The organism is Streptococcus oralis (assembly GCF_003943415.1).
GTDB lineage: Bacteria > Bacillota > Bacilli > Lactobacillales > Streptococcaceae > Streptococcus > Streptococcus oralis_BJ.
In genome coordinates this window covers 20712-39629 of sequence record NZ_RJPK01000006.1, presented here as the reverse complement: position 1 = coordinate 39629, position 18918 = coordinate 20712, and the positions used below count along the sequence as shown (strand labels likewise).

The 18918-nt window shown below is 41.7% G+C and carries 14 protein-coding genes; 7 read left to right on the top strand and 7 right to left on the bottom strand.

Translation table 11 applies throughout. The annotated features are described in order from the left end of the window. Positions 1-14: 14 nt before the first annotated feature. The 5 genes from D8801_RS07925 to D8801_RS07905 form a co-directional block, all read right to left on the bottom strand. Positions 15-1001: a LacI family DNA-binding transcriptional regulator gene (locus tag D8801_RS07925; RefSeq protein WP_045618053.1), complete on the bottom strand. Its 987-nt coding sequence runs from the start codon at positions 999-1001 to the stop codon at positions 15-17. Positions 1002-1010: 9 nt separating this feature from the next. Continuing rightward, positions 1011-1811, bottom strand: a complete 801-nt coding sequence (locus D8801_RS07920; RefSeq protein WP_125849059.1) for a DUF1189 domain-containing protein — start codon at positions 1809-1811, stop codon at positions 1011-1013. A gap of 180 nt (positions 1812-1991) precedes the next feature. Continuing rightward, the gene (locus D8801_RS07915) at positions 1992-2834 is read right to left on the bottom strand and encodes a sugar ABC transporter permease (RefSeq protein WP_125849057.1); all 843 of its coding nucleotides are present in this window, start codon (positions 2832-2834) and stop codon (positions 1992-1994) included. Between the two features lies 1 nt (position 2835). Further along, entirely contained in the window at positions 2836-4128 is a 1293-nt protein-coding gene (locus tag D8801_RS07910; RefSeq protein WP_185758513.1) for a sugar ABC transporter permease, read from the bottom strand. Between the two features lie 124 nt (positions 4129-4252). Further along, positions 4253-5521 (bottom strand): extracellular solute-binding protein, encoded by a 1269-nt coding sequence (locus tag D8801_RS07905; protein ID WP_084874248.1) that lies wholly within the window; start codon positions 5519-5521, stop codon positions 4253-4255. 473 nt (positions 5522-5994) lie between these two features. On the opposite strand from D8801_RS07905, the gene malQ reads away from it, so the two are divergent. Next, complete coding sequence (malQ, locus tag D8801_RS07900; protein WP_125849053.1) at positions 5995-7512, top strand: 4-alpha-glucanotransferase; 1518 nt, start codon at positions 5995-5997, stop codon at positions 7510-7512. 22 nt (positions 7513-7534) lie between these two features. Further along, a complete protein-coding gene (glgP, locus tag D8801_RS07895; RefSeq protein ID WP_125849051.1) occupies positions 7535-9793 on the top strand; it encodes a glycogen/starch/alpha-glucan family phosphorylase in 2259 nt (752 codons plus the stop codon). A 62-nt stretch (positions 9794-9855) separates the two neighbouring features. Here the strand turns inward: glgP and D8801_RS07890 are convergent, their stop codons facing one another. Beyond that, complete coding sequence (locus tag D8801_RS07890; RefSeq protein WP_125450486.1) at positions 9856-10704, bottom strand: putative RNA methyltransferase; 849 nt, start codon at positions 10702-10704, stop codon at positions 9856-9858. A 151-nt stretch (positions 10705-10855) separates the two neighbouring features. Here D8801_RS07890 and D8801_RS07885 point away from each other — a divergent pair, with 151 nt between their 5' ends. Both D8801_RS07885 and D8801_RS07880 read left to right on the top strand, forming a co-directional pair. Further along, the gene (locus tag D8801_RS07885; RefSeq protein ID WP_000910908.1) at positions 10856-11134 is read left to right on the top strand and encodes a DUF6110 family protein; all 279 of its coding nucleotides are present in this window, start codon (positions 10856-10858) and stop codon (positions 11132-11134) included. Between the two features lies 1 nt (position 11135). Beyond that, complete coding sequence (locus D8801_RS07880; protein WP_125849049.1) at positions 11136-13199, top strand: heavy metal translocating P-type ATPase; 2064 nt, start codon at positions 11136-11138, stop codon at positions 13197-13199. Positions 13200-13276: 77 nt separating this feature from the next. Here D8801_RS07880 and tyrS read toward each other — a convergent pair whose 3' ends face one another. After that, positions 13277-14533: a tyrosine--tRNA ligase gene (tyrS, locus tag D8801_RS07875; protein ID WP_000546899.1), complete on the bottom strand. Its 1257-nt coding sequence runs from the start codon at positions 14531-14533 to the stop codon at positions 13277-13279. 140 nt (positions 14534-14673) lie between these two features. On the opposite strand from tyrS, the gene pbp1b reads away from it, so the two are divergent. The 3 genes from pbp1b to dapD all read left to right on the top strand — a co-directional run bounded on the left by pbp1b (position 14674) and on the right by dapD (position 18909). Next, positions 14674-17136: a penicillin-binding protein PBP1B gene (pbp1b, locus tag D8801_RS07870; protein WP_125849047.1), complete on the top strand. Its 2463-nt coding sequence runs from the start codon at positions 14674-14676 to the stop codon at positions 17134-17136. 80 nt (positions 17137-17216) lie between these two features. After that, positions 17217-18125, top strand: coding sequence for a DMT family transporter (locus D8801_RS07865; RefSeq protein WP_093587106.1), 909 nt, complete (start codon positions 17217-17219; stop codon positions 18123-18125). A gap of 85 nt (positions 18126-18210) precedes the next feature. Next, complete coding sequence (dapD, locus tag D8801_RS07860) at positions 18211-18909, top strand: 2,3,4,5-tetrahydropyridine-2,6-dicarboxylate N-acetyltransferase (protein ID WP_125849045.1); 699 nt, start codon at positions 18211-18213, stop codon at positions 18907-18909. Positions 18910-18918: the final 9 nt, after the last annotated feature.

Here is an 18918-nt window from a genome sequence, read left to right as displayed (position 1 = left end):
CTTGAGGCTGGTCTTTATTTTTCGATAATTTTGTGTCCAATCAACTGGCGGTAACAAATCTGTTTATTGTTTTTGGCATCGTTAATAATCTGGAGAATGGTTTCAAAGGAAACGCGCCCGAGTTCTAAGCTATTGATATCCACATAGGCTGCCAAGTTCAGTTTAGGGTTGACCGAGTCAAAGCTGAGGACAGGGACATCCAGTTGGTGTTTTGCGATGTAATCACAGACCCCTGCAGCAAGAAGGCTATCAATAGTAATAATAGCATCAATATTTGGATCATGCTCGAAGAGAAGTTTACTAAAGCGATAACCATTATCTTCAAGAAATTCGGTCGCAAAGTAGGTCAGATTTGGATCAATAGGAAGTTGGTATCGTTTAAGAGCTAACTCATAACCCATTAGACGATCTTGTGTTACGAAAAGTTTTTTGGTTCCTCCGATGAAGGCAATTCGCTTGCATCCTTTTTTGATGAAATATTCTGTTGCATCAAAACCTGCCTGGACATTGTCATTATCGACGAGCGGAATGAAGGGAGATAGAGATTTACCTAAGATAAGGAAAGGAAATTGCTCATCTGCTACTAGCTTAACCAAAGGATCCTCTTCTTGGGCATAGAGGAAAATCAAACCATCTACACGCTTACCATAGACCATCTGGGAAATAGCTTTGAGCCGCTCTTTTGCATCTTTCCCCGTTGCAATCTGGATAGCATAGTGGTTCTCAGATGCCACTTGGGCGATCCCTCGTAGAACAGATGGGAAGAAAGGATTTTGGTAAAAGGCATCCGAGTCGTCAGGAAGCACCAGGCCGATAACTTGAGTATAGCTACTTACCAAGCTACGAGCATTGAGATTGGGGTGGTAGTTGAGCTCCTTCATCGCCTTGCGAACTCGTTTTTTGGTTTCATCACTAATTGTTGATTTGTTTTGAATAACGCGGGTTACGGTTGAAGGTGAGACACCTGCTGCCTTGGCCACGTCTTTAATCGTAACGGGCATAAAAATCTCCTATTTATGATAATCTGGATCACGGAAGTGTGTCTTGTAAAAAATGGTGACCAGATAAAGAACAAAAAGAATGTTTTGTACAGTGATAAGGGTTGCCATATTTTGGCCAAAAAGCCCCAAAATAAGCGTAATCAGAGTGGGTAATCCTAAACAGTTCAAGATAAAATGGTAGCACTCTTTAAAAGTCCTAAATGAAAAGAGGCGTGATTTTTTTGTGATATAAAGAAGAAGACTAGCTCCAAGAGAGACAATGAAGAAATTCAATCCAAAGAGAAAGCTTGCACCAAGAACGAGAAAGAGACTGATATAGACCCGGTTTTGTTGATACCAGTCTTTAGAAATGGCCTGGGTAAGATCTTCCTTACTCTGGAAACTCTCCGTTTGAATGGCGTGGTAGCGAATGCGAGTCAGTTCCTTACTTTCCTTGCTGATGACGAGTTCTTCCGTATCAAAATGAAGTTGCAAGTCCTTTGGAAATTCCTTGCTTTGGCTTGGACCAATTAAAAGAGAAGGCTGATGATTCTTCGTACCTGAGTAGTTCAGCTTTCCATCAACGATTTGTGTATTCTCTGACAAGTCCATGATCGCTTCATCTGTCAGTGGAGTGTAGACATTATCGATAAAGGTATCCAGTGGATACGTTTCCTGTGAGCTGTTTTGAATGGCAATCGGAACCATAGACAAGCTGATGAGGAAAATGCTCGTAAAGAGAAGCTGAAACCAGTTGAGGCCGAAACGTTTTGATAGGGGTTTACGAAATCCCCAGATACTAGAGAAATACGAGAATGGATATGGAAGCATAGGCATCTTTCTAAAAGTGTTTTCTATATGAGTATTATTATATAGAGAAATGTGCTTTATTTCAAGTCTAGGAGATAAATTGCTGATTGAAAAGCCGATTTTGCGACTATTTGCTACCTTGTGTCCAATCCTGCAGCTTTAGCAACAAGATCCAAAATGAAAAAGGGTGGCGGGGATAGATTATCCCTTGTCGCCACCACTTGTAAGTCCTGAAACAAAGTTCTTTTGTAGGAAGAAGAAGAGAATACAGATTGGAAGGGCGATGAGGATAGCACCTGCTGAGAAGTAGGCGATCTTCATGTTTTTCACATTGCTAACGAAGGTTTGGAGACCAACGGCAACAGTAAAGTATTCTTTCTCACGAAGTAAGAAACTAGAGAGGATGTAATCCCCGAAAGGTCCCATGAAGGCCCAGAGGGCTTGTACAGCTACCATTGGGCGAACGAGTGGAAGGACAATTTGCCAGAAGCGACGGAAGTGTCCTGCACCATCTAGTTTTGCAGATTCGTCAAGAGACATTGGCACGGTATCAAAGTAACCTTTCATGAGCCAAGCATTCATCGGAATACCTCCACCGACGTAGAGGAAGATGAGGAACCAGCTATGGTTAAGGGCGTTCAACATAAGTGCCATAACGAAGAAGGCAGTCAAGGCGGCCATGGTTGGTACCATTTGGATGATTAAGAAGAAGACCAAACTTTGCTTACGAGCCAAGAAGTTGTAACGGCTGTAAGCATAACCAGCAAGGACGATGATACTTGTTTGAACAGCCATTGTGATAAAGGCAATAATCAAAGTATTAAGGTACCAAGTACCGTACAAGGTTTCGGTGAAGAGCCCTTTAAAGTTATTAAAATTGAAGTCGATGTTAGTATCTAGTTTAAAGGCTGCGACGTTACCTGCTTTGAAGGCGGACATGATGGTGATCAAAAGTGGATAGATAATGACAATTGATAGGCCTATCAAGTAGAGGTAAGTGAGGGTTTGAGTCAGTCTACGTTTGAGTTTGATTGAGTTATTCATCTTAGACGTCCTCCATATCAAATGCGTGTAGTTTCTTGAATGCGATCATAGAGATAGAGATGACAATAATTGAGATAATCAAGGTAACAGCTGCCGCCATGGAGTATTGAGGAGATGTACCTGTTGTCAAACGGTAAATCCATGAAATCAAGATATCAGTTGAACCGGCTCCGCCTCCGACAGTACCAGGACCTCCACCATTAAAGAGATACATGATAGAGAAGTTGTTAAAGTTGAAGGTGTATTGGCTGATCAATGTTGGAGCTGCAACAGCCAAAATCATTGGGAAAGTGATGTTGCGGAATTTTTGCCAAGCATTGGCACCATCGATGTAAGCCGCTTCGTAGAGGTCGTTAGGAATAGACTGCAAGATACCCAAGGTCAAAACGTAAATGTATGGGAATCCTAGCCAACCTTGCATCATAATCAAGGCAATCTTAGTCCAAGTTGGGTCTGTTTTCCAAGGGATAAGAGCTCCATCTAGGAAAGGAAGAACCTTAGACAAAAGAGGCAAGACTTGGGTGTTGATAGCACCGACACTATCATTAAACATATTTGAGAATGTCAAGATAGTGATGAAGGCTGGAACTGCCCAAGGAAGAAGGAAAATAACACCAAAGATACGTTTTCCTTTGATAAATGGTTGATTGGCAACGATTGCTGTAAAGATACCAATGACAATCTGCAAGGTAGAAGCAGCCAAGGCCCAAATAATGGTCCAAGAAAGAACGGAACCAAAGGCTGAACGGAAGGTACTCAAGCTCCAGATATTTGTGAAGTTTGTCAAACCAACCCAGTCCAATAATTTGTTTGGTGGCAAGTGTTGGAAGTCATAGTTGGTAAAGGCAATCATCAAGGTTACGATAACCGGAAAGATAATCGCAAATGTCATCGCTACATACGATGGGATAATCAAAAGGTATGGGAATCCATTCTCATAAATACCTTTAATCATATCCTTGAAGGTACGAGCTACAGGAATACCGTTGTTGATACGTTTAGCAGTCGTATGTGCGTCCTTGATATTAAAGATATAAAAGAGCAAGTAAACGACAACAAAGATAGAGTGAAAAGCACCACGAATCAGCATGAAAAGTGAATTGTCACGACCAGGTTTGTCACCAAGAGTGACCAAATTGCTCAATTCAGGGGTTGCAAGTGTTAGAAAATACAGAACAAATAAGACAGTAACACCAAGGAAAATAAATCCTTTCGCTTTTTGTTTGTTATAAATTTGTCCTAAACCAGGAATGATTGACAGCAAGGCTGCTTTGCGAGGCTGTTGTTTTTCCATGATTACTCCTTTCATAGGATGCGAGATAAAACTCGGATTCAATCGTAAGATACGTACGTATAATAATAGGCGTATCTATAAATTCAAAGGGGGATTTTGCTTCCACCCCCCTTGAACAAATCAATTATTCACCAAATTTTTGTTTGATTGTGTCCTTAATCAATGTTACAGCATCGTTAGCAGCTGTTTTCGCATCTTTCGTACCACTTACAGCTTCAAAGAGCATTGTTTTAGCTGGGTCCCAAACAGCTGACATTTGAGAGATGTTTGGCATTGGTTGAGCATTCTTGAACTGTTCAATCACGGCTGTGGTCAACTCATCTTTTTTGCCTTCAGCATAAGTACGAGCTTCAGTATTAGCTGGGATTTCGTTTGTTACATCGTAGAACGCTTTTTGTTGTTCAGTTGAAACTAGGAAGTCTACAAATTTTTGAGCGCCTTCAAGGTTCTTAGTGCTTGCTGGGATAACCCAAGCTTTACCACCACCAAATGTTTCATAGTTTTTACCGTTTGGAAGAGTTGGGATAGTCGCAACACCGTAGTTTACTTTAGCATCTTTGAATGCTTGAGCTTTCCAAGGACCATCGATGATAGCAGCAGTTTTACCTTCTTGGAATTGAGTTTGGATTAAGTTTGGAGCTCCTTCAGTATCTTGCATACCTTTAGGCCATTTTTCGTACCAAGATTTAGCATATTCGATACCTTTGATTGCTCCGTCGTTTGCAAGACCGATGTCTTTAGGATCTTTACCATTTTGGCCAAATACATAACCACCATTACCAGCAAGGAGTCCGTATGCGTAGTAGAAGTTTGTCCAGTCAGCTAGGAAGGCAGTAGTTTTGCCATCTTCACCGGCGAAAGCATATTTGCTATCTTTAGCAAGGTTTTCCAAATCAGCAAATGTTTTAGGAGCTTCTTTAAGCAAATCTTTGTTATAGTACAAAACGAGTGATTCGATGACAGCTGGAGCACCATAGACTTTACCACCAACAGTTACAAGTGATTTTGTTTTATCGTCTGTTTTCGCACCATCGCTAAGAGTTACTTCTGAAAGTTGTCCGTCAGTACCAAGGCTACCTACACGGTCGTATGGAGCCATCATAACATCAGGGGCTTTACCAGATTGGTTGTCAAGTGAAAGGTTATCAAGACCACCCATTTGGTCTCCTGTTTTGATAGTAACTTTTACGCCAGATTCTTTTTCGTAAGCTTTTGCAGCAGATTCAGCGAAGGCTTTATATTGGTCTTCAACGTAGAAAGTAAGTTCTTTTGCTTCTGAAGAGCTAGTATCAGCAGCTTTGTCAGCAGATTTGCTTCCGCAAGCTACCAAGAGCAAGCTAGCGAGAGTAGCAGTTCCGAGCACAGCAGCGCTCTTCATGAATTTAGATGACATAGTGTATTCCTCCTAAAGAATAACAGTATAATTTATTTAGAAAACGCAAACGTTTTCTTTTATGAGCCTAGTATAGCACAAATAGAAAACGGTTGCAAGCTTTTTTAAAAAGTTTTTTAAAAAAATTTTAAGGTTTCAAACATTTGTTAAAGCCTATATATAGGAAAGAACTTAAAATGTTTGTTTTTTTGAATTGAAAATATATTAGGAAAACGATTGCGTAAATTCGGCTCAGTTTTTCAGAAAATAGAGCAGATATTGGGAATGAATTATCTTAAATCAGAAAATCTTTAAAATTTTTTTCGCTTATTTCGTAAAATATCAGTGGGAATAAGTTTTAGTTAGATAAAAATAATTCAAAAAAATTTTTAAAAACGCTTGCATTTGTCTTTAAAATACGCTATACTTAACTTAACGCAAACGTTTGCGCCTTAATTGCGCAACGTTTTATAACAAACACATGAGGTGCTATTATGAAAAAACGTCAAAGTGGTGTGTTGATGCACATCTCTTCTCTGCCAGGAGCATACGGGATTGGATCATTTGGGCAGACTGCCTATGATTTCGTTGATTTCTTGGTTCGTACGAAGCAACGTTACTGGCAAATCCTCCCTCTTGGGACAACAAGCTATGGAGATTCTCCATACCAATCATTCTCAGCCTTTGCTGGGAATACGCATTTTATCGACCTTGATATCTTGGTAGAGCAGGGCTTGCTCGAAGCCAGTGACCTTAAAGGTGTTGACTTTGGTAGCGATGCATCTGAAGTTGACTATGCGAAAATTTATTACGCACGTCGTCCACTTTTAGAAAAAGCAGTGAAACGCTTCTTGGAAGTGGGTGATGTCAAAGATTTTGAGAAGTTTGCTCAAGACAACCAATCATGGCTCGAACTCTTCGCAGAATATATGGCTATCAAAGAGCATTTTGACAATCTTGCTTGGACAGAATGGCCAGATGCAGATGCTCGTGCTCGTAAAGCTTCAGCACTTGAAAGCTACCGTGAGAAATTGGCAGACAAGTTGGTTTACCACCGTGTGACTCAATACTTCTTCTTCCAACAATGGTTGAAATTGAAAGCCTACGCTAACGACAACCACATCGAAATCGTTGGAGACATGCCAATCTATGTTGCGGAAGATTCAAGCGACATGTGGGCAAATCCACATCTCTTCAAGACAGATGCCACTGGTAAAGCAACTTGCATCGCAGGATGTCCACCAGATGAGTTTTCTGCCACTGGTCAGCTTTGGGGGAACCCAATCTATGACTGGGAAGCAATGGACAAAGACGGTTACAAATGGTGGATTGAACGCTTGCGCGAAAGCTTCAAAATCTACGATATCGTTCGTATCGACCACTTCCGCGGTTTCGAATCTTACTGGGAGATTCCTGCTGGTTCCGATACAGCAGCACCTGGTAAATGGGTGAAAGGTCCAGGCTACAAACTCTTCGCAGCCGTTAAGGAAGAACTTGGTGAGCTAAACATCATCGCGGAAGACCTTGGTTTCATGACAGATGAAGTCATCGAGTTGCGTGAACGCACAGGCTTCCCAGGAATGAAGATTCTTCAATTTGCCTTCAACCCAGAAGACGAAAGTATCGATAGCCCACACTTGGCACCTGCCAACTCTGTTATGTACACAGGAACACACGATAACAATACAGTTCTTGGTTGGTACCGTAATGAGATCGATGATCCAACTCGTGAGTACATGGCGCGTTACACCAACCGTAAAGAGTATGAAACAGTGCCGCACGCAATGCTTCGTACAGTATTTTCATCAGTGAGCTTCATGGCTATTGCAACCATGCAAGACTTGCTAGAACTAGATGAGGCGGCTCGCATGAACTACCCATCTACTCTTGGTGGAAACTGGTCATGGCGTATGACAGCAGACCAACTCACACCAGCTGTTGAAGAAACTTTGCTTGACTTGACTACAATTTATCGCCGAATTAATGAAAATTTGGTAGAATTAAAGAAATAAGACAATATCAGGAGACACAAAAATGTTACCATTAAAAGAATTTGTACAAAAGCGTTACAATAAAACTATTGCAGAATGTAGCAATGAAGAGCTTTACCTTGCTCTTCTCAACTACAGCAAGCTTGCTAGCAGCCAAAAACCAGTCAACACTGGTAAGAAAAAAGTTTACTACATCTCAGCTGAGTTCTTGATCGGTAAACTCTTGTCAAACAATTTGATCAACCTTGGTCTTTACGATGATGTGAAAAAAGAACTTGCAGCTGCAGGTAAAGAGTTGATCGAAATTGAAGAAGTAGAATTGGAACCATCACTTGGCAACGGTGGTTTGGGACGTTTGGCAGCCTGCTTTATCGACTCAATCGCTACACTTGGTTTGAATGGTGACGGTGTTGGATTGAACTACCACTTCGGTCTTTTCCAACAAGTTCTTAAAAACAACCAACAAGAAACGATTCCTAACGCTTGGTTGACAGAGCAAAACTGGTTGGTTCGCTCAAGCCGTAGCTACCAAGTGCCATTCGCACACTTCACATTGACATCTACTCTTTACGATATCGACGTACCTGGTTACAAGACAGCTACTAAAAACCGCTTGCGTTTGTTTGACTTGGATTCAGTTGATTCTTCTATCATCGAAGATGGTATCAACTTTGACAAGACGGATATCGCTCGCAACTTGACTCTTTTCCTTTACCCAGACGACAGCGACAAGCAAGGTGAATTGCTCCGTATCTTCCAACAATACTTCATGGTTTCAAACGGCGCGCAATTGATCATCGACGAAGCAATCGAAAAGGGAAGCAACTTGCACGACCTTGCGGACTACGCAGTTGTACAAATCAACGATACTCACCCATCAATGGTGATCCCTGAATTGATCCGTCTTTTGACTGAACGTGGTATCGAACTTGATGAAGCAATCTCTATCGTTCGTAGCATGACTGCCTACACGAACCACACAATCCTTGCTGAAGCCCTTGAAAAATGGCCTCTTGAATTCTTGGAAGAAGTGGTTCCTCACTTGGTACCAATCATCAAAGAATTGGACCGTCGTGTGAAAGCAGAATACAAAGACCCAGCTGTTCAAATCATTGATGAAAACGACCGTGTACACATGGCTCACATGGATATCCACTATGGATACAGCGTAAACGGGGTGGCAGCACTCCACACTGAGATCTTGAAGAATTCAGAGTTGAAAGCTTTCTACGACATCTACCCAGAAAAATTCAACAACAAAACAAACGGTATCACATTCCGTCGTTGGCTCATGCATGCCAACCCAAGACTATCTCACTACTTGGATGAGATTATTGGAGAGGGATGGCACCATGAAGCAGATGAGCTTGAAAAACTCTTGTCTTACGAAGACAAGGCTGCTGTCAAAGAAAAATTGGAAAGCATCAAGGCTCACAACAAACGTAAATTGGCTCGTCACTTGAAAGATCACCAAGGTGTGGAAATCAATACAAACTCTATCTTTGATATCCAAATCAAACGTCTTCACGAGTACAAACGCCAACAAATGAACGCTTTGTATGTCATCCACAAATACCTTGATATCAAGGCTGGTAACATCCCTGCTCGTCCAATCACAGTCTTCTTTGGTGGTAAAGCAGCTCCTGCCTACACAATCGCCCAAGACATCATTCACTTGATCCTTTGCTTGTCAGAAGTGATTGCTAACGACCCAGAAGTAGCTCCACACTTGCAAGTTGTAATGGTTGAAAACTACAACGTTACTGCAGCAAGCTTCCTCATCCCAGCATGTGATATCTCAGAACAAATCTCACTTGCTTCTAAAGAAGCTTCAGGTACTGGTAACATGAAATTCATGTTGAACGGAGCTTTGACTCTTGGTACTATGGACGGAGCTAACGTGGAAATTGCTGAATTGGTTGGCGACGAAAACATCTACATCTTTGGTGAAGATTCAGAAACTGTTATCGACCTTTACGCAAAAGCAGCTTACAAGTCAAGCGAATTCTATGCCCGTGAAGCTATCAAACCATTGGTTGACTTCATCGTGAGCGATGCTGTTCTTGCAGTAGGTAAGAAAGAACGCTTGGAACGTCTTTACAACGAATTGATCAACAAAGACTGGTTCATGACTCTCCTTGACTTGGAAGACTACATCAAGGTGAAAGAGCAAATGCTTGCTGACTACGAAGACCGTGACGCATGGTTGGATAAAGTTATCGTCAACATTGCTAAAGCAGGTTTCTTCTCATCTGACCGTACAATCGCTCAGTACAACGAAGATATCTGGCACTTGAACTAATAATTACATAATTTAAACCCGTACCTTGAAGGTGCGGGTTTTGTCTTATCTGAAAAATTTTTTTACAGTGCTTTCCCAACCAAAATCTCTGCCTCAATGGTAATCTCAGTCAACTGACTCCAGTCAATATTGGTTTGATCAACGTGAAAGAGGAGAGGCGTCATAGCAAGCAAAGCTTGGCGTTGCTCTGCTGTGATAGGTTTTGTTAAGGAAGCAATCTGACGAGATTGGATGCTGAAGTGTTCCTGGAAATGTTCTTTGATATCTTGGTTGGAATAATCCTTCTTTGTCAGCTGGTCCTGCACCATTTGACGGATTTCTTTGAGGTGATTTTCAGTTGGGATGACCTTGATTAAAATACCGTCTTTGGATAAAACGCGACGGAATTCTCCATAGTTGGCAGGCGAGAAGATATCAAGCAAGATATCCATACTGGCATCTTCTATAGGAAGTCGGGCCAAGTCTCCAACGAACCAATTGACTGCCCAGTTGGGTTCGCTTTTGGTAGCGATTTGAACGGAATCTTTGGAAATATCAAAGGCGTAAAAGGTTTTGTCAGAGTGACTTTCTTGGAGCTTGCGAGAGTAGAATCCTTCGCCACAGCCGATATCCAAGACTGTTTTTGCGGATGGATTAGTTGCTAGTAAGTCCGAGATACCTTCTAAAATAGCCTGATAAAAACCAGCTTCAAGAATTTGCTGGCGATTTTGAAAGTTTTCTTTGTCGTAGTTGGCAGATTGCTTGATCTGAGGAGCCAAGTTGACATAGCCGAATTTTGCCAGGTCAAAAGAATGGCGGTTGCTACACTTGAGACTGCTCTCTACCAAGGTCAGATTTTCTTGACAGATAGGACAGGCAAAGGCAGTCGCAGAAGCAAAACGCTGGAGTTTGGGTTTGAGGTTTGTATTCATAGTTTAAGTGTATCAAAAGAGACAAGTGAAAGCAACTTCAGGAGTAAGTAGATGGGAGATTCAGTAGAAATAAAACTAATTCTTCAATTTATAAAATGAAATTGCTTTTATATCTAAATTGCTATATAATAATGATAAGGAGGAAATAAGTATGTTAAAAGAAGTACTAACCGTTGCAAAAGTTGCGAAAAAATCTTCATTATTTTTGGGTGGTGTCGCATTTGGTACCCTTGGTTTGAAAATCTTAGCAAGTAAGGAAGCTAAAAAAGGTTATTCTAAAGCTTTGGCTAAGGCTTACAAGTTTAAAGATGAGCTAGATGCATCTGTTTCTGTTGTGAAGCAACATGGAGACGATGTTTTGCAAGATGCTAAATATTTGTATGAGCAAGAGAAAAAAGAAGAGCAATTAGATAGCCTTATAGGAGAATAATATGTCTTTTAAAGTGCTATATAGAGGATATCAACATATCCGACTATCATCTTCTTTTTCACTTACCTTGGATATTCAAGACTATCTTCGTTCCTTGGCGAGAGATGAGAAGGGAATTGAGTCTATCCAGTTTTACATGGATCAACAGCACTTTACCCTACGTATAAAAGAAGGCTTCTCTGTATTAGACAATGCAGAAGCCTTTTTAAAAAGGATTGATAAAGGGAAAGTTTCTGAGTTGATGACTCTTCCTGTTCGTAGAGAAGAGAGTGCCTATTCTATCGTTTCAGGTGCAGCGATTAAGCGTGTGCTTTTTCGTAGTCTTGTGCCGTCTCCTATTCGCTATATATGGACTTGTTATCAGGCTTTTGGATATGTTAAAGAAGCCTATCAAACACTAGCGCGTAAGGAACTAACGATGGAAGTCTTGGACTGTTCAGCTATTTTATTGTCTTTGTTTATGAACCAATCCAAGACTGCCAGCAACATCATGTTTATGCTTGATTTGGGGAATCATTTAGATCAGTGGTCCTTGAAAAAAACTGCAACAGATTTAGAACAGAGTCTTCTTGCAAAAGAGAGCGATGTATTCTTAGTACAGGGCGATACGGTCGTTAGTATCAAGAGTTCCGATGTTCAAATAGGAGATGTCTTGGTCCTATCTCAAGGAAATGAAATTCTGTTTGATGGACAAGTAGTTTCAGGTTTAGGTATGGTCAACGAAAGTTCCTTGACGGGAGAGAGTTTTCCAGTTGAAAAAAGAGAGTCTGATTCGGTTTGTGCAAACACAGTCTTGGAAACTGGGGAGCTACGCATTCGTGTAACCGATAATCAGATGAACAGCCGTATTTTACAGCTGATTGAGTTGATGAAGAAATCTGAAGAAAATAAGAAAACGAAACAACGCTATTTCATCAAGATGGCGGACAAGGTCGTCAAATATAATTTCTTGGGGGCTGGTCTGACTTACCTATTAACGGGCTCTTTTTCTAAGGCTATTTCATTCCTATTGGTCGATTTCTCCTGCGCTTTGAAAATCTCTACTCCTGTAGCTTATTTGACAGCTATCAAAGAGGGGTTGAACCGTGAAATGGTGATTAAGGATGGAGATGTTCTAGAGAAATATCTGGAAGTTGATACTTTCTTGTTTGATAAGACAGGAACAATCACAACTAGCTATCCTATAGTTGAAAAGGTGTTACCTTTTGGGGACTATAGCGAGGAAGATATTCTCAGAATCAGTGCCTGTCTTGAGGAACACATTTATCATCCTATTGCTAATGCCATTGTCAAGCAAGCTGAGATAGAGGGGATTGAACATGAGGAAATGCATGGGAAACTCCAATATATTGCAAGCAAGGGAATTAAGTCCCATATTGATGGGCAACCAGTTCTTATTGGAAATTATGTCTTGATGCAGGATGAGCAGATTCATATCAGTTCGGAGCAAAATGCTTTAATTGAAGAGTACAAGAGTCACTACAATCTCTTATTCTTAGCTTATCAGAATGAATTGATTGGAATGTTCTGCATTCATACTCCTTTGAGAAAAGAAGCAAAAGTAGCCTTGGAGAAACTTAAGGCACAAGGGAAAAAATTGATTCTGGCCACAGGGGACACCCTGGTTAGGACAGAGGAATTAGTAAAAGATTTGCCGTTTGATCAGGTCTATACAGACTTGAAACCTGATGGGAAATTTGAGTTAGTAGAGGAACTGCAGAAAGCAGGTCATACTATTTTGATGGTTGGAGATGGGTTGAATGACTCAGCGGCTCTAACCCTATCAGATATCGGTGTGGTGATGAATGAGAGCGCAGATATTTCTAAGCAGATGAGTGATATCTTATTGTTAGATAATCGCTTGGATTTCTTCCAAGAGTTGGATTCGCTATCATCATCTTTGCAAATACTCATCAAGAAGAATATTCAAGATACCATTGTCGTAAATAGTAGTTTGATTGGCTTTGGCTTATTTAATTGGCTCAGTCCTTCAAATCTCTCTATCTTACATAATCTAACAACCTTGCGCATTGTCTTGCGTAGTCTGTCTATTAAAAATAGATAGATGAGAGTTATTAACAGAAAAAAGGAGTTACCTTTCTTGAGGTTAACTCCTTTGTTTATAGGTAAATGTTGAAGAGTTTAGTAAGTCAATACAAAGTATTTTTTCTTCCCGCGACGGATAACAGTTAGTTCGTTATCTAACTTATCTGCATCACTCAAGACATAGTCAAGGTCTTGGATGCGGTTGCCGTTTACGTAAATAGCTCCGTTTTGGACGTCTTCACGTGCTTGGCGTTTTGAGTTAACCACACCAGATGATACGAGAAGTTCTACGATGTTATGATTTTCGTCTGCTTGTACTTGATAGTTTGGAACTCCACGAAGTCCTTGTTTGAGTTCTTTAACAGAAAGGTTTTTGATGTTTCCTGCAAAGAGTTGCTCAGTGATGTTAAGGGCTTCCTTGTAGGCTTCTTCTCCGTGGACAAGAGTCACCACTTCACGAGCGAGGACTTTTTGAGCCAAGCGTTCGTGTGGAGCTGCTTCAAATTGTTTGCGGATGTCTTCAATCTCATCAAGTGATAAGAAAGTAAAGATTTTCAAGAAGCGAACAGCGTCAGCGTCCATGACGTTCATCCAGAATTGGTACATTTCGTATGGAGAAGTCTTTTCAGGATTGAGCCAGACTGCGTTTCCTTCTGATTTACCAAATTTCTTACCAGTCGCATCAGTGATAAGGGGAACGGTGATAACGTGACCAGTCTTGTCAGCCTTACGACGAAGTAACTCTGTACCAGCAGTCATATTTCCCCATTGGTCAGAGCCACCGATCTGTAGGGTGACGTTGTGGTCTTGGTTAAGGACAAAGAAGTCGTACCCTTGCATGATTTGGTAGGCAAACTCAGTGTAAGAAATCCCTGTTTCGATCCGTTTTTTAACAGACTCCTTACTCATCATGTAGTTGACAGTGAAGTATTTTCCTACATCACGGAGGAAGTCAATGAAGCTGATGCTGCCAAACCAGTCGTAGTTGTTGACCATGACAGCTTTATTTTCCCCATTTTCAAAGTCAAGAAAACGAGACAGTTGTCCTTGGATAGACTTGACCCAGCCATCTACCGTGTCTTTTGTTTGGAGACTACGCTCAGCATCTTTGAAGGACGGATCTCCAATGAGACCTGTAGCACCGCCAACGAGCGCATAAGGTTTGTGACCTGCTAGTTGCAAACGACGACTTGTCAAGATTGCGACAAGGTGACCGAGGTGAAGGCTGTCAGCAGTTGGATCGTAGCCAGTATAATAAGAGACTTGACCTTCTTCTAGGGCTTTACGCAAAGCTTCTTCATCAGTCGTTTGAAAAATCAAACCACGCTCTTTTAGCTCATCAAAAATGTGCATATGTCTTTTCTCCTTTATAAAATATTGTTTCTACCTATTGTATCACAAACTTGATTAATAGCCTAGTAGAATAGGGAAGAAAGTGGCTATTTTATTGAAAGTTTTCCTTTTATGGTATAATAAAGAAAGTGAGGACATTCATGAAAAAAAGAATTGATGAATTAAAAACAAAAATGCTGCATTTTTTCCAGCAACTAACTGCCAAATGGAAGAAAAAACAAGCAAGTAAAAATATCAATAAGAAAGTGGCTTCTTCTGACAAAGTCAGAAGGGTTGGGTCTATTTTGGCTAAGGTTTTGAGTGCTTTTAAAGTGACCTTCAACACTCTCTTTATTCTGGCCTTTATCGGTGGACTGTTTGGTGCTGGGGTGGCTATGGGATATGGCGTGGCTCTATTTGATAAGGCTCAGGTTCCGCAAACAGAAGAACTGGTCAAGCAAGTGAAGGATATTGCCTCTATCTCAGAAATCACTTATTCTGACGGCAGTACCATTGCCTCGATTGAGGGGGATTTGTTGCGCACTTCAGTTGCTTCGGATGCTATATCAGACAATCTAAAAAAAGCCATTATTGCGACAGAGGACGAGAATTTCAACGAGCACAAGGGAGTTGTGCCTAAGGCTGTTATTCGTGCGACCTTGGGAACCTTTGTCGGTCTAGGCTCGTCCAGTGGTGGTTCGACCTTGACCCAGCAGGTCATCAAGCAGCAGGTGGTTGGAGATGCTCCGACCTTGGCTCGTAAGGCGACAGAAATCATAGATGCTCTTGCCTTGGAGCGCGTCATGAGCAAGGACGAAATTCTGACAACCTATCTGAATATTGCTCCTTTTGGTCGCAATCATAAAGGTCAAAATATTGCAGGTGCCCAGCAGGCTGCAGAAGGGATCTTTGGGGTTAAGGCTTCGGATCTAACGGTCCCTCAAGCAGCCTTTATCGCAGGATTGCCACAGAGCCCAATTAGTTACTCCCCTTATGAATCTGATGGTAGTATGAAGAGTGATGAGGATATGGCTTTGGGAATCAAGCGTGCCAAGGATGTCCTCTACAATATGTACCGGACAGGTGCTCTGAGCCAGGAAGATTACGACAAGTACAAGGATTATGACTTCAAGCAAGACTTTCTACCATCAGGTAGTGTCAACGGAAGCTCACGCGACTATCTTTACTTTGCAACCTTGGCAGAAGCTACCGATCGGATGTATGATTATCTAGTTGAGAGAGATCATGTCTCTGCTCAAGAGTTAAAGAATGAGTCTATCCAGAAAGCTTATCATGACCTAGCAACCAAGGAAATTGAAAACGGTGGTTATAAAATTACCACTACCATTAATAAAAACGTGCATGCCGCAATGCAAAATGCGGTTGCGACCTATGGCTATCTGCTAAATGATTCGACAGGCCAGCCTGAGGTAGGAAATGTCCTTATGGACAACCAAACGGGAGCTATTCTTGGCTTTGTTGGTGGTCGTAATTATCAAGAAAATCAGAATAATCACGCTATTGACACCAAGCGTTCTCCAGCTTCAACCACTAAGCCTATACTGGCCTATGGTATCGCGATTGACCAAGGTTTGATGGGAAGTGCAAGCATCTTGTCTAACTACCCGACAAACTTTGCAAACGGCAATCCCATCATGTATGTCAATAGTCCTGGTACAGGGATGATGACCTTAGGAGAGGCCCTCAATTATTCATGGAATATCCCAGCCTACTGGACTTATCGTACGCTTCGAGAGAAGGGTGTCGATGTCAAGGGTTATATGGAAAAAATGGGTTATGAAATCCCAGAATATGGGATTGAAAGTTTACCGATGGGTGGGGGGATTGATGTTACAGTTGCCCAGCATACCAACGGTTATCAGACCTTGGCTAATAATGGGGTCTACCACAAGAAACATATGATTTCCAAGATTGAATCGACGACTGGGCAAGTGATTTATGAGCACAAAATTCAACCTGTCCAAGTTTATTCGAAAGCGACAGCGACCATCATGCAGAGTTTGCTTCGCGAGGTGATCTCATCTCGAGTTACGTCAAGTTTTCAGACTGATTTGGCCTCTATCAATCCAAGTCTGGCTCGTGCTGACTGGATTGGAAAGACTGGTACGACCAATGAAGATGAAAATATGTGGCTCATGCTTTCTACACCACGCTTGACTCTAGGGGGCTGGTTAGGTCACGATGATAACCGACCGCTAGCCAAAGGAGCAGGCCATTACCGCAATGCCAACTATATGGCCCACTTGGTCAATGCTATCCAGCAAGCTGAACCTGGCATATGGGGGAATGAGCGCTTTAGTCTAGACCCAAGTGTGACCAAGTCTCAAGTCCTCAAATCGACGGGAGAGAAACCTGGCAAGGTCACAATCAATGGCAAAGAAGTCACCGTTTCAGGTTCTACTGTAACGAGTTATTGGGCTACTAAAGAAGGGGCTCCGGCAACTACTTACCGCTTTGCCATCGGAGGGAGCGATGCCGATTATCAAAATGCTTGGAAGAGCATTTTAGGAAGTTTACCCACTCTTCCTACCCCAACTCTCCCAAGTTCAAGTGGTAGTTTGGGAACAAGCTCATCAACTCGCTCAAATCAATCAAATCGATAGAATAAAAAAGTAGCAAGTTTCATTTAATATTATGTTTCGTGCTACTTTTTTCTTTTTTCATTTCGTGTTACAATAGGAGAATGAATAAGTATCAAAAGAAGATTTTTAAGGGAACTCTATATTCACTGCTGTCAGGTCTGATTTGGGGAATTTGTGGTATTTTAGGAGAATATTTTTTCGCTCATTATCAGGTGTCGTCTGGCTGGATCACTTCCATGCGCCTGCTTTTGGCGGGTAGCTTGGTCTTGTTTTTATCTGCCTTTCAGTTACGCTTTCAATTATTGGACATTTGGCGAAATAAGAAAAACTATCTGCCTTTTTTAGCCTACGCTATTCTGGGGATTTTTTCTGTACAGTTTTTCTTCTATCTCTGTGTTGAATATTCCAATGCGACGACAGCAACGATTTTGCAATTTATCAGTCCAGTTTTTATATTGTTTTACAATCGCATTGTCTATCAAAAGAAGGCTTCTATCACAGCCATTCTATATGTTTTGATTGCCATGCTAGGTGTTTTTTTGATGGCTACAAAAGGGGATTTATCCAAGCTATCAATGACACCTCTGGCTTTGGTGACAGGGCTACTCAGTGCTGTAGGGGTCATGTTCAACGTTATCCTGCCTCAACGTTTTGCACGTGACTATGGTTTTGTGCCAACCGTTGGTTGGGGAATGTTGCTAGCAGGTGTTTTTAGCAATTTTCTTTATCCTGTTCATCAGATTACCTTTCAACTTGATGTGACGAGCCTTTTGATTTGTTTTACTATTGCTGTGTTTGGAACGGCTTTTGCTTTTTTCCTTTCGATGAAGGCTGTGCTACTCGTCTCACCGTTAGTTGTGTCAGTTGTGAGTGCCAGCGAACCTTTATCTTCCGCATTGTTAAGTGTGCTATTTCTAGGTATGGTTTTGGATGGTTTTCTAGCTTTGGCTATGATTTTGATTATCGTTCCAATGGTTTTCTTATCAATTGAGGAAACGAAGGAAAGGTAAAATGTTCTGTTCGAGTGCTTAAGGCTTCAAATTTGAAGCCTTTTTTGGTAGAATAGGTATCATTATAATGAATCAGGAGGCGCCTATGACTGCCACAAAAATGAATGCCCAAGAAATCATCCAATTTATCGCCAATGCGGAAAAGAAAACCAGTGTCAAAGTAACCTTTGAGGGAGAACTCGCATCTGCTCTACCTAGCTCTGTTGTCAAACTAGGGAATGTTCTATTTGGAGACTGGAAGGACGTCGCTCCGCTTCTCGATGGTTTAGTAGAAAATCAAGACTATGTTGTCGAGCAAGATGCTCGTAATTCTGCAGTTCCCTTGCTAGACAAACGTGCTATCAACGCTCGTATCGAGCCAGGTGCTATTATCCGTGACCAGGTGGAAATTGGTGACAATGCTGTTATCATGATGGGAGCTGTTATCAATATCGGTGCTGAAATCGGTGCTGGAACCATGATTGATATGGGTGCTATCCTTGGTGGCCGCGCCATCGTTGGGAAAAACAGCCACGTTGGTGCAGGTGTAGTTTTGGCGGGCGTGATTGAGCCAGCTAGCGCCGAACCAGTCCGTGTCGGGGACAATGTTCTCATCGGAGCCAATGCAGTGGTTATCGAAGGAGTCCAAATCGGTAGTGGTTCAGTTGTCGCTGCAGGAGCTATCGTGACTCAAGATGTCCCAGAAAATGTGGTAGTGGCAGGTGTTCCAGCTCGCATTATCAAAGAGATTGATGCCCAAACCCAACAAAAAACAGCGCTAGAGGATGCGCTTCGTACTTTGTAATTGTAAAAG

What these genes read in the sequence shown, in the direction of transcription:
- D8801_RS07890 (WP_125450486.1), bottom strand. Translation starts at nt 10,704, where the DNA reads ATGAATACAAACCTCAAACCCAAACTCCAGCGTTTTGCTTCTGCGACT.
- dapD (WP_125849045.1), top strand. Translation starts at nt 18,211, where the DNA reads ATGACTGCCACAAAAATGAATGCCCAAGAAATCATCCAATTTATCGCC.
- glgP (WP_125849051.1), top strand. Translation starts at nt 7,535, where the DNA reads ATGTTACCATTAAAAGAATTTGTACAAAAGCGTTACAATAAAACTATT.
- malQ (WP_125849053.1), top strand. Translation starts at nt 5,995, where the DNA reads ATGAAAAAACGTCAAAGTGGTGTGTTGATGCACATCTCTTCTCTGCCA.
- D8801_RS07925 (WP_045618053.1), bottom strand. Translation starts at nt 1,001, where the DNA reads ATGCCCGTTACGATTAAAGACGTGGCCAAGGCAGCAGGTGTCTCACCT.
- D8801_RS07915 (WP_125849057.1), bottom strand. Translation starts at nt 2,834, where the DNA reads ATGAATAACTCAATCAAACTCAAACGTAGACTGACTCAAACCCTCACT.
- D8801_RS07910 (WP_185758513.1), bottom strand. Translation starts at nt 4,128, where the DNA reads ATGGAAAAACAACAGCCTCGCAAAGCAGCCTTGCTGTCAATCATTCCT.
- D8801_RS07885 (WP_000910908.1), top strand. Translation starts at nt 10,856, where the DNA reads ATGTTAAAAGAAGTACTAACCGTTGCAAAAGTTGCGAAAAAATCTTCA.
- D8801_RS07920 (WP_125849059.1), bottom strand. Translation starts at nt 1,811, where the DNA reads ATGCTTCCATATCCATTCTCGTATTTCTCTAGTATCTGGGGATTTCGT.
- D8801_RS07880 (WP_125849049.1), top strand. Translation starts at nt 11,136, where the DNA reads ATGTCTTTTAAAGTGCTATATAGAGGATATCAACATATCCGACTATCA.
- pbp1b (WP_125849047.1), top strand. Translation starts at nt 14,674, where the DNA reads ATGAAAAAAAGAATTGATGAATTAAAAACAAAAATGCTGCATTTTTTC.
- D8801_RS07865 (WP_093587106.1), top strand. Translation starts at nt 17,217, where the DNA reads ATGAATAAGTATCAAAAGAAGATTTTTAAGGGAACTCTATATTCACTG.
- tyrS (WP_000546899.1), bottom strand. Translation starts at nt 14,533, where the DNA reads ATGCACATTTTTGATGAGCTAAAAGAGCGTGGTTTGATTTTTCAAACG.
- D8801_RS07905 (WP_084874248.1), bottom strand. Translation starts at nt 5,521, where the DNA reads ATGTCATCTAAATTCATGAAGAGCGCTGCTGTGCTCGGAACTGCTACT.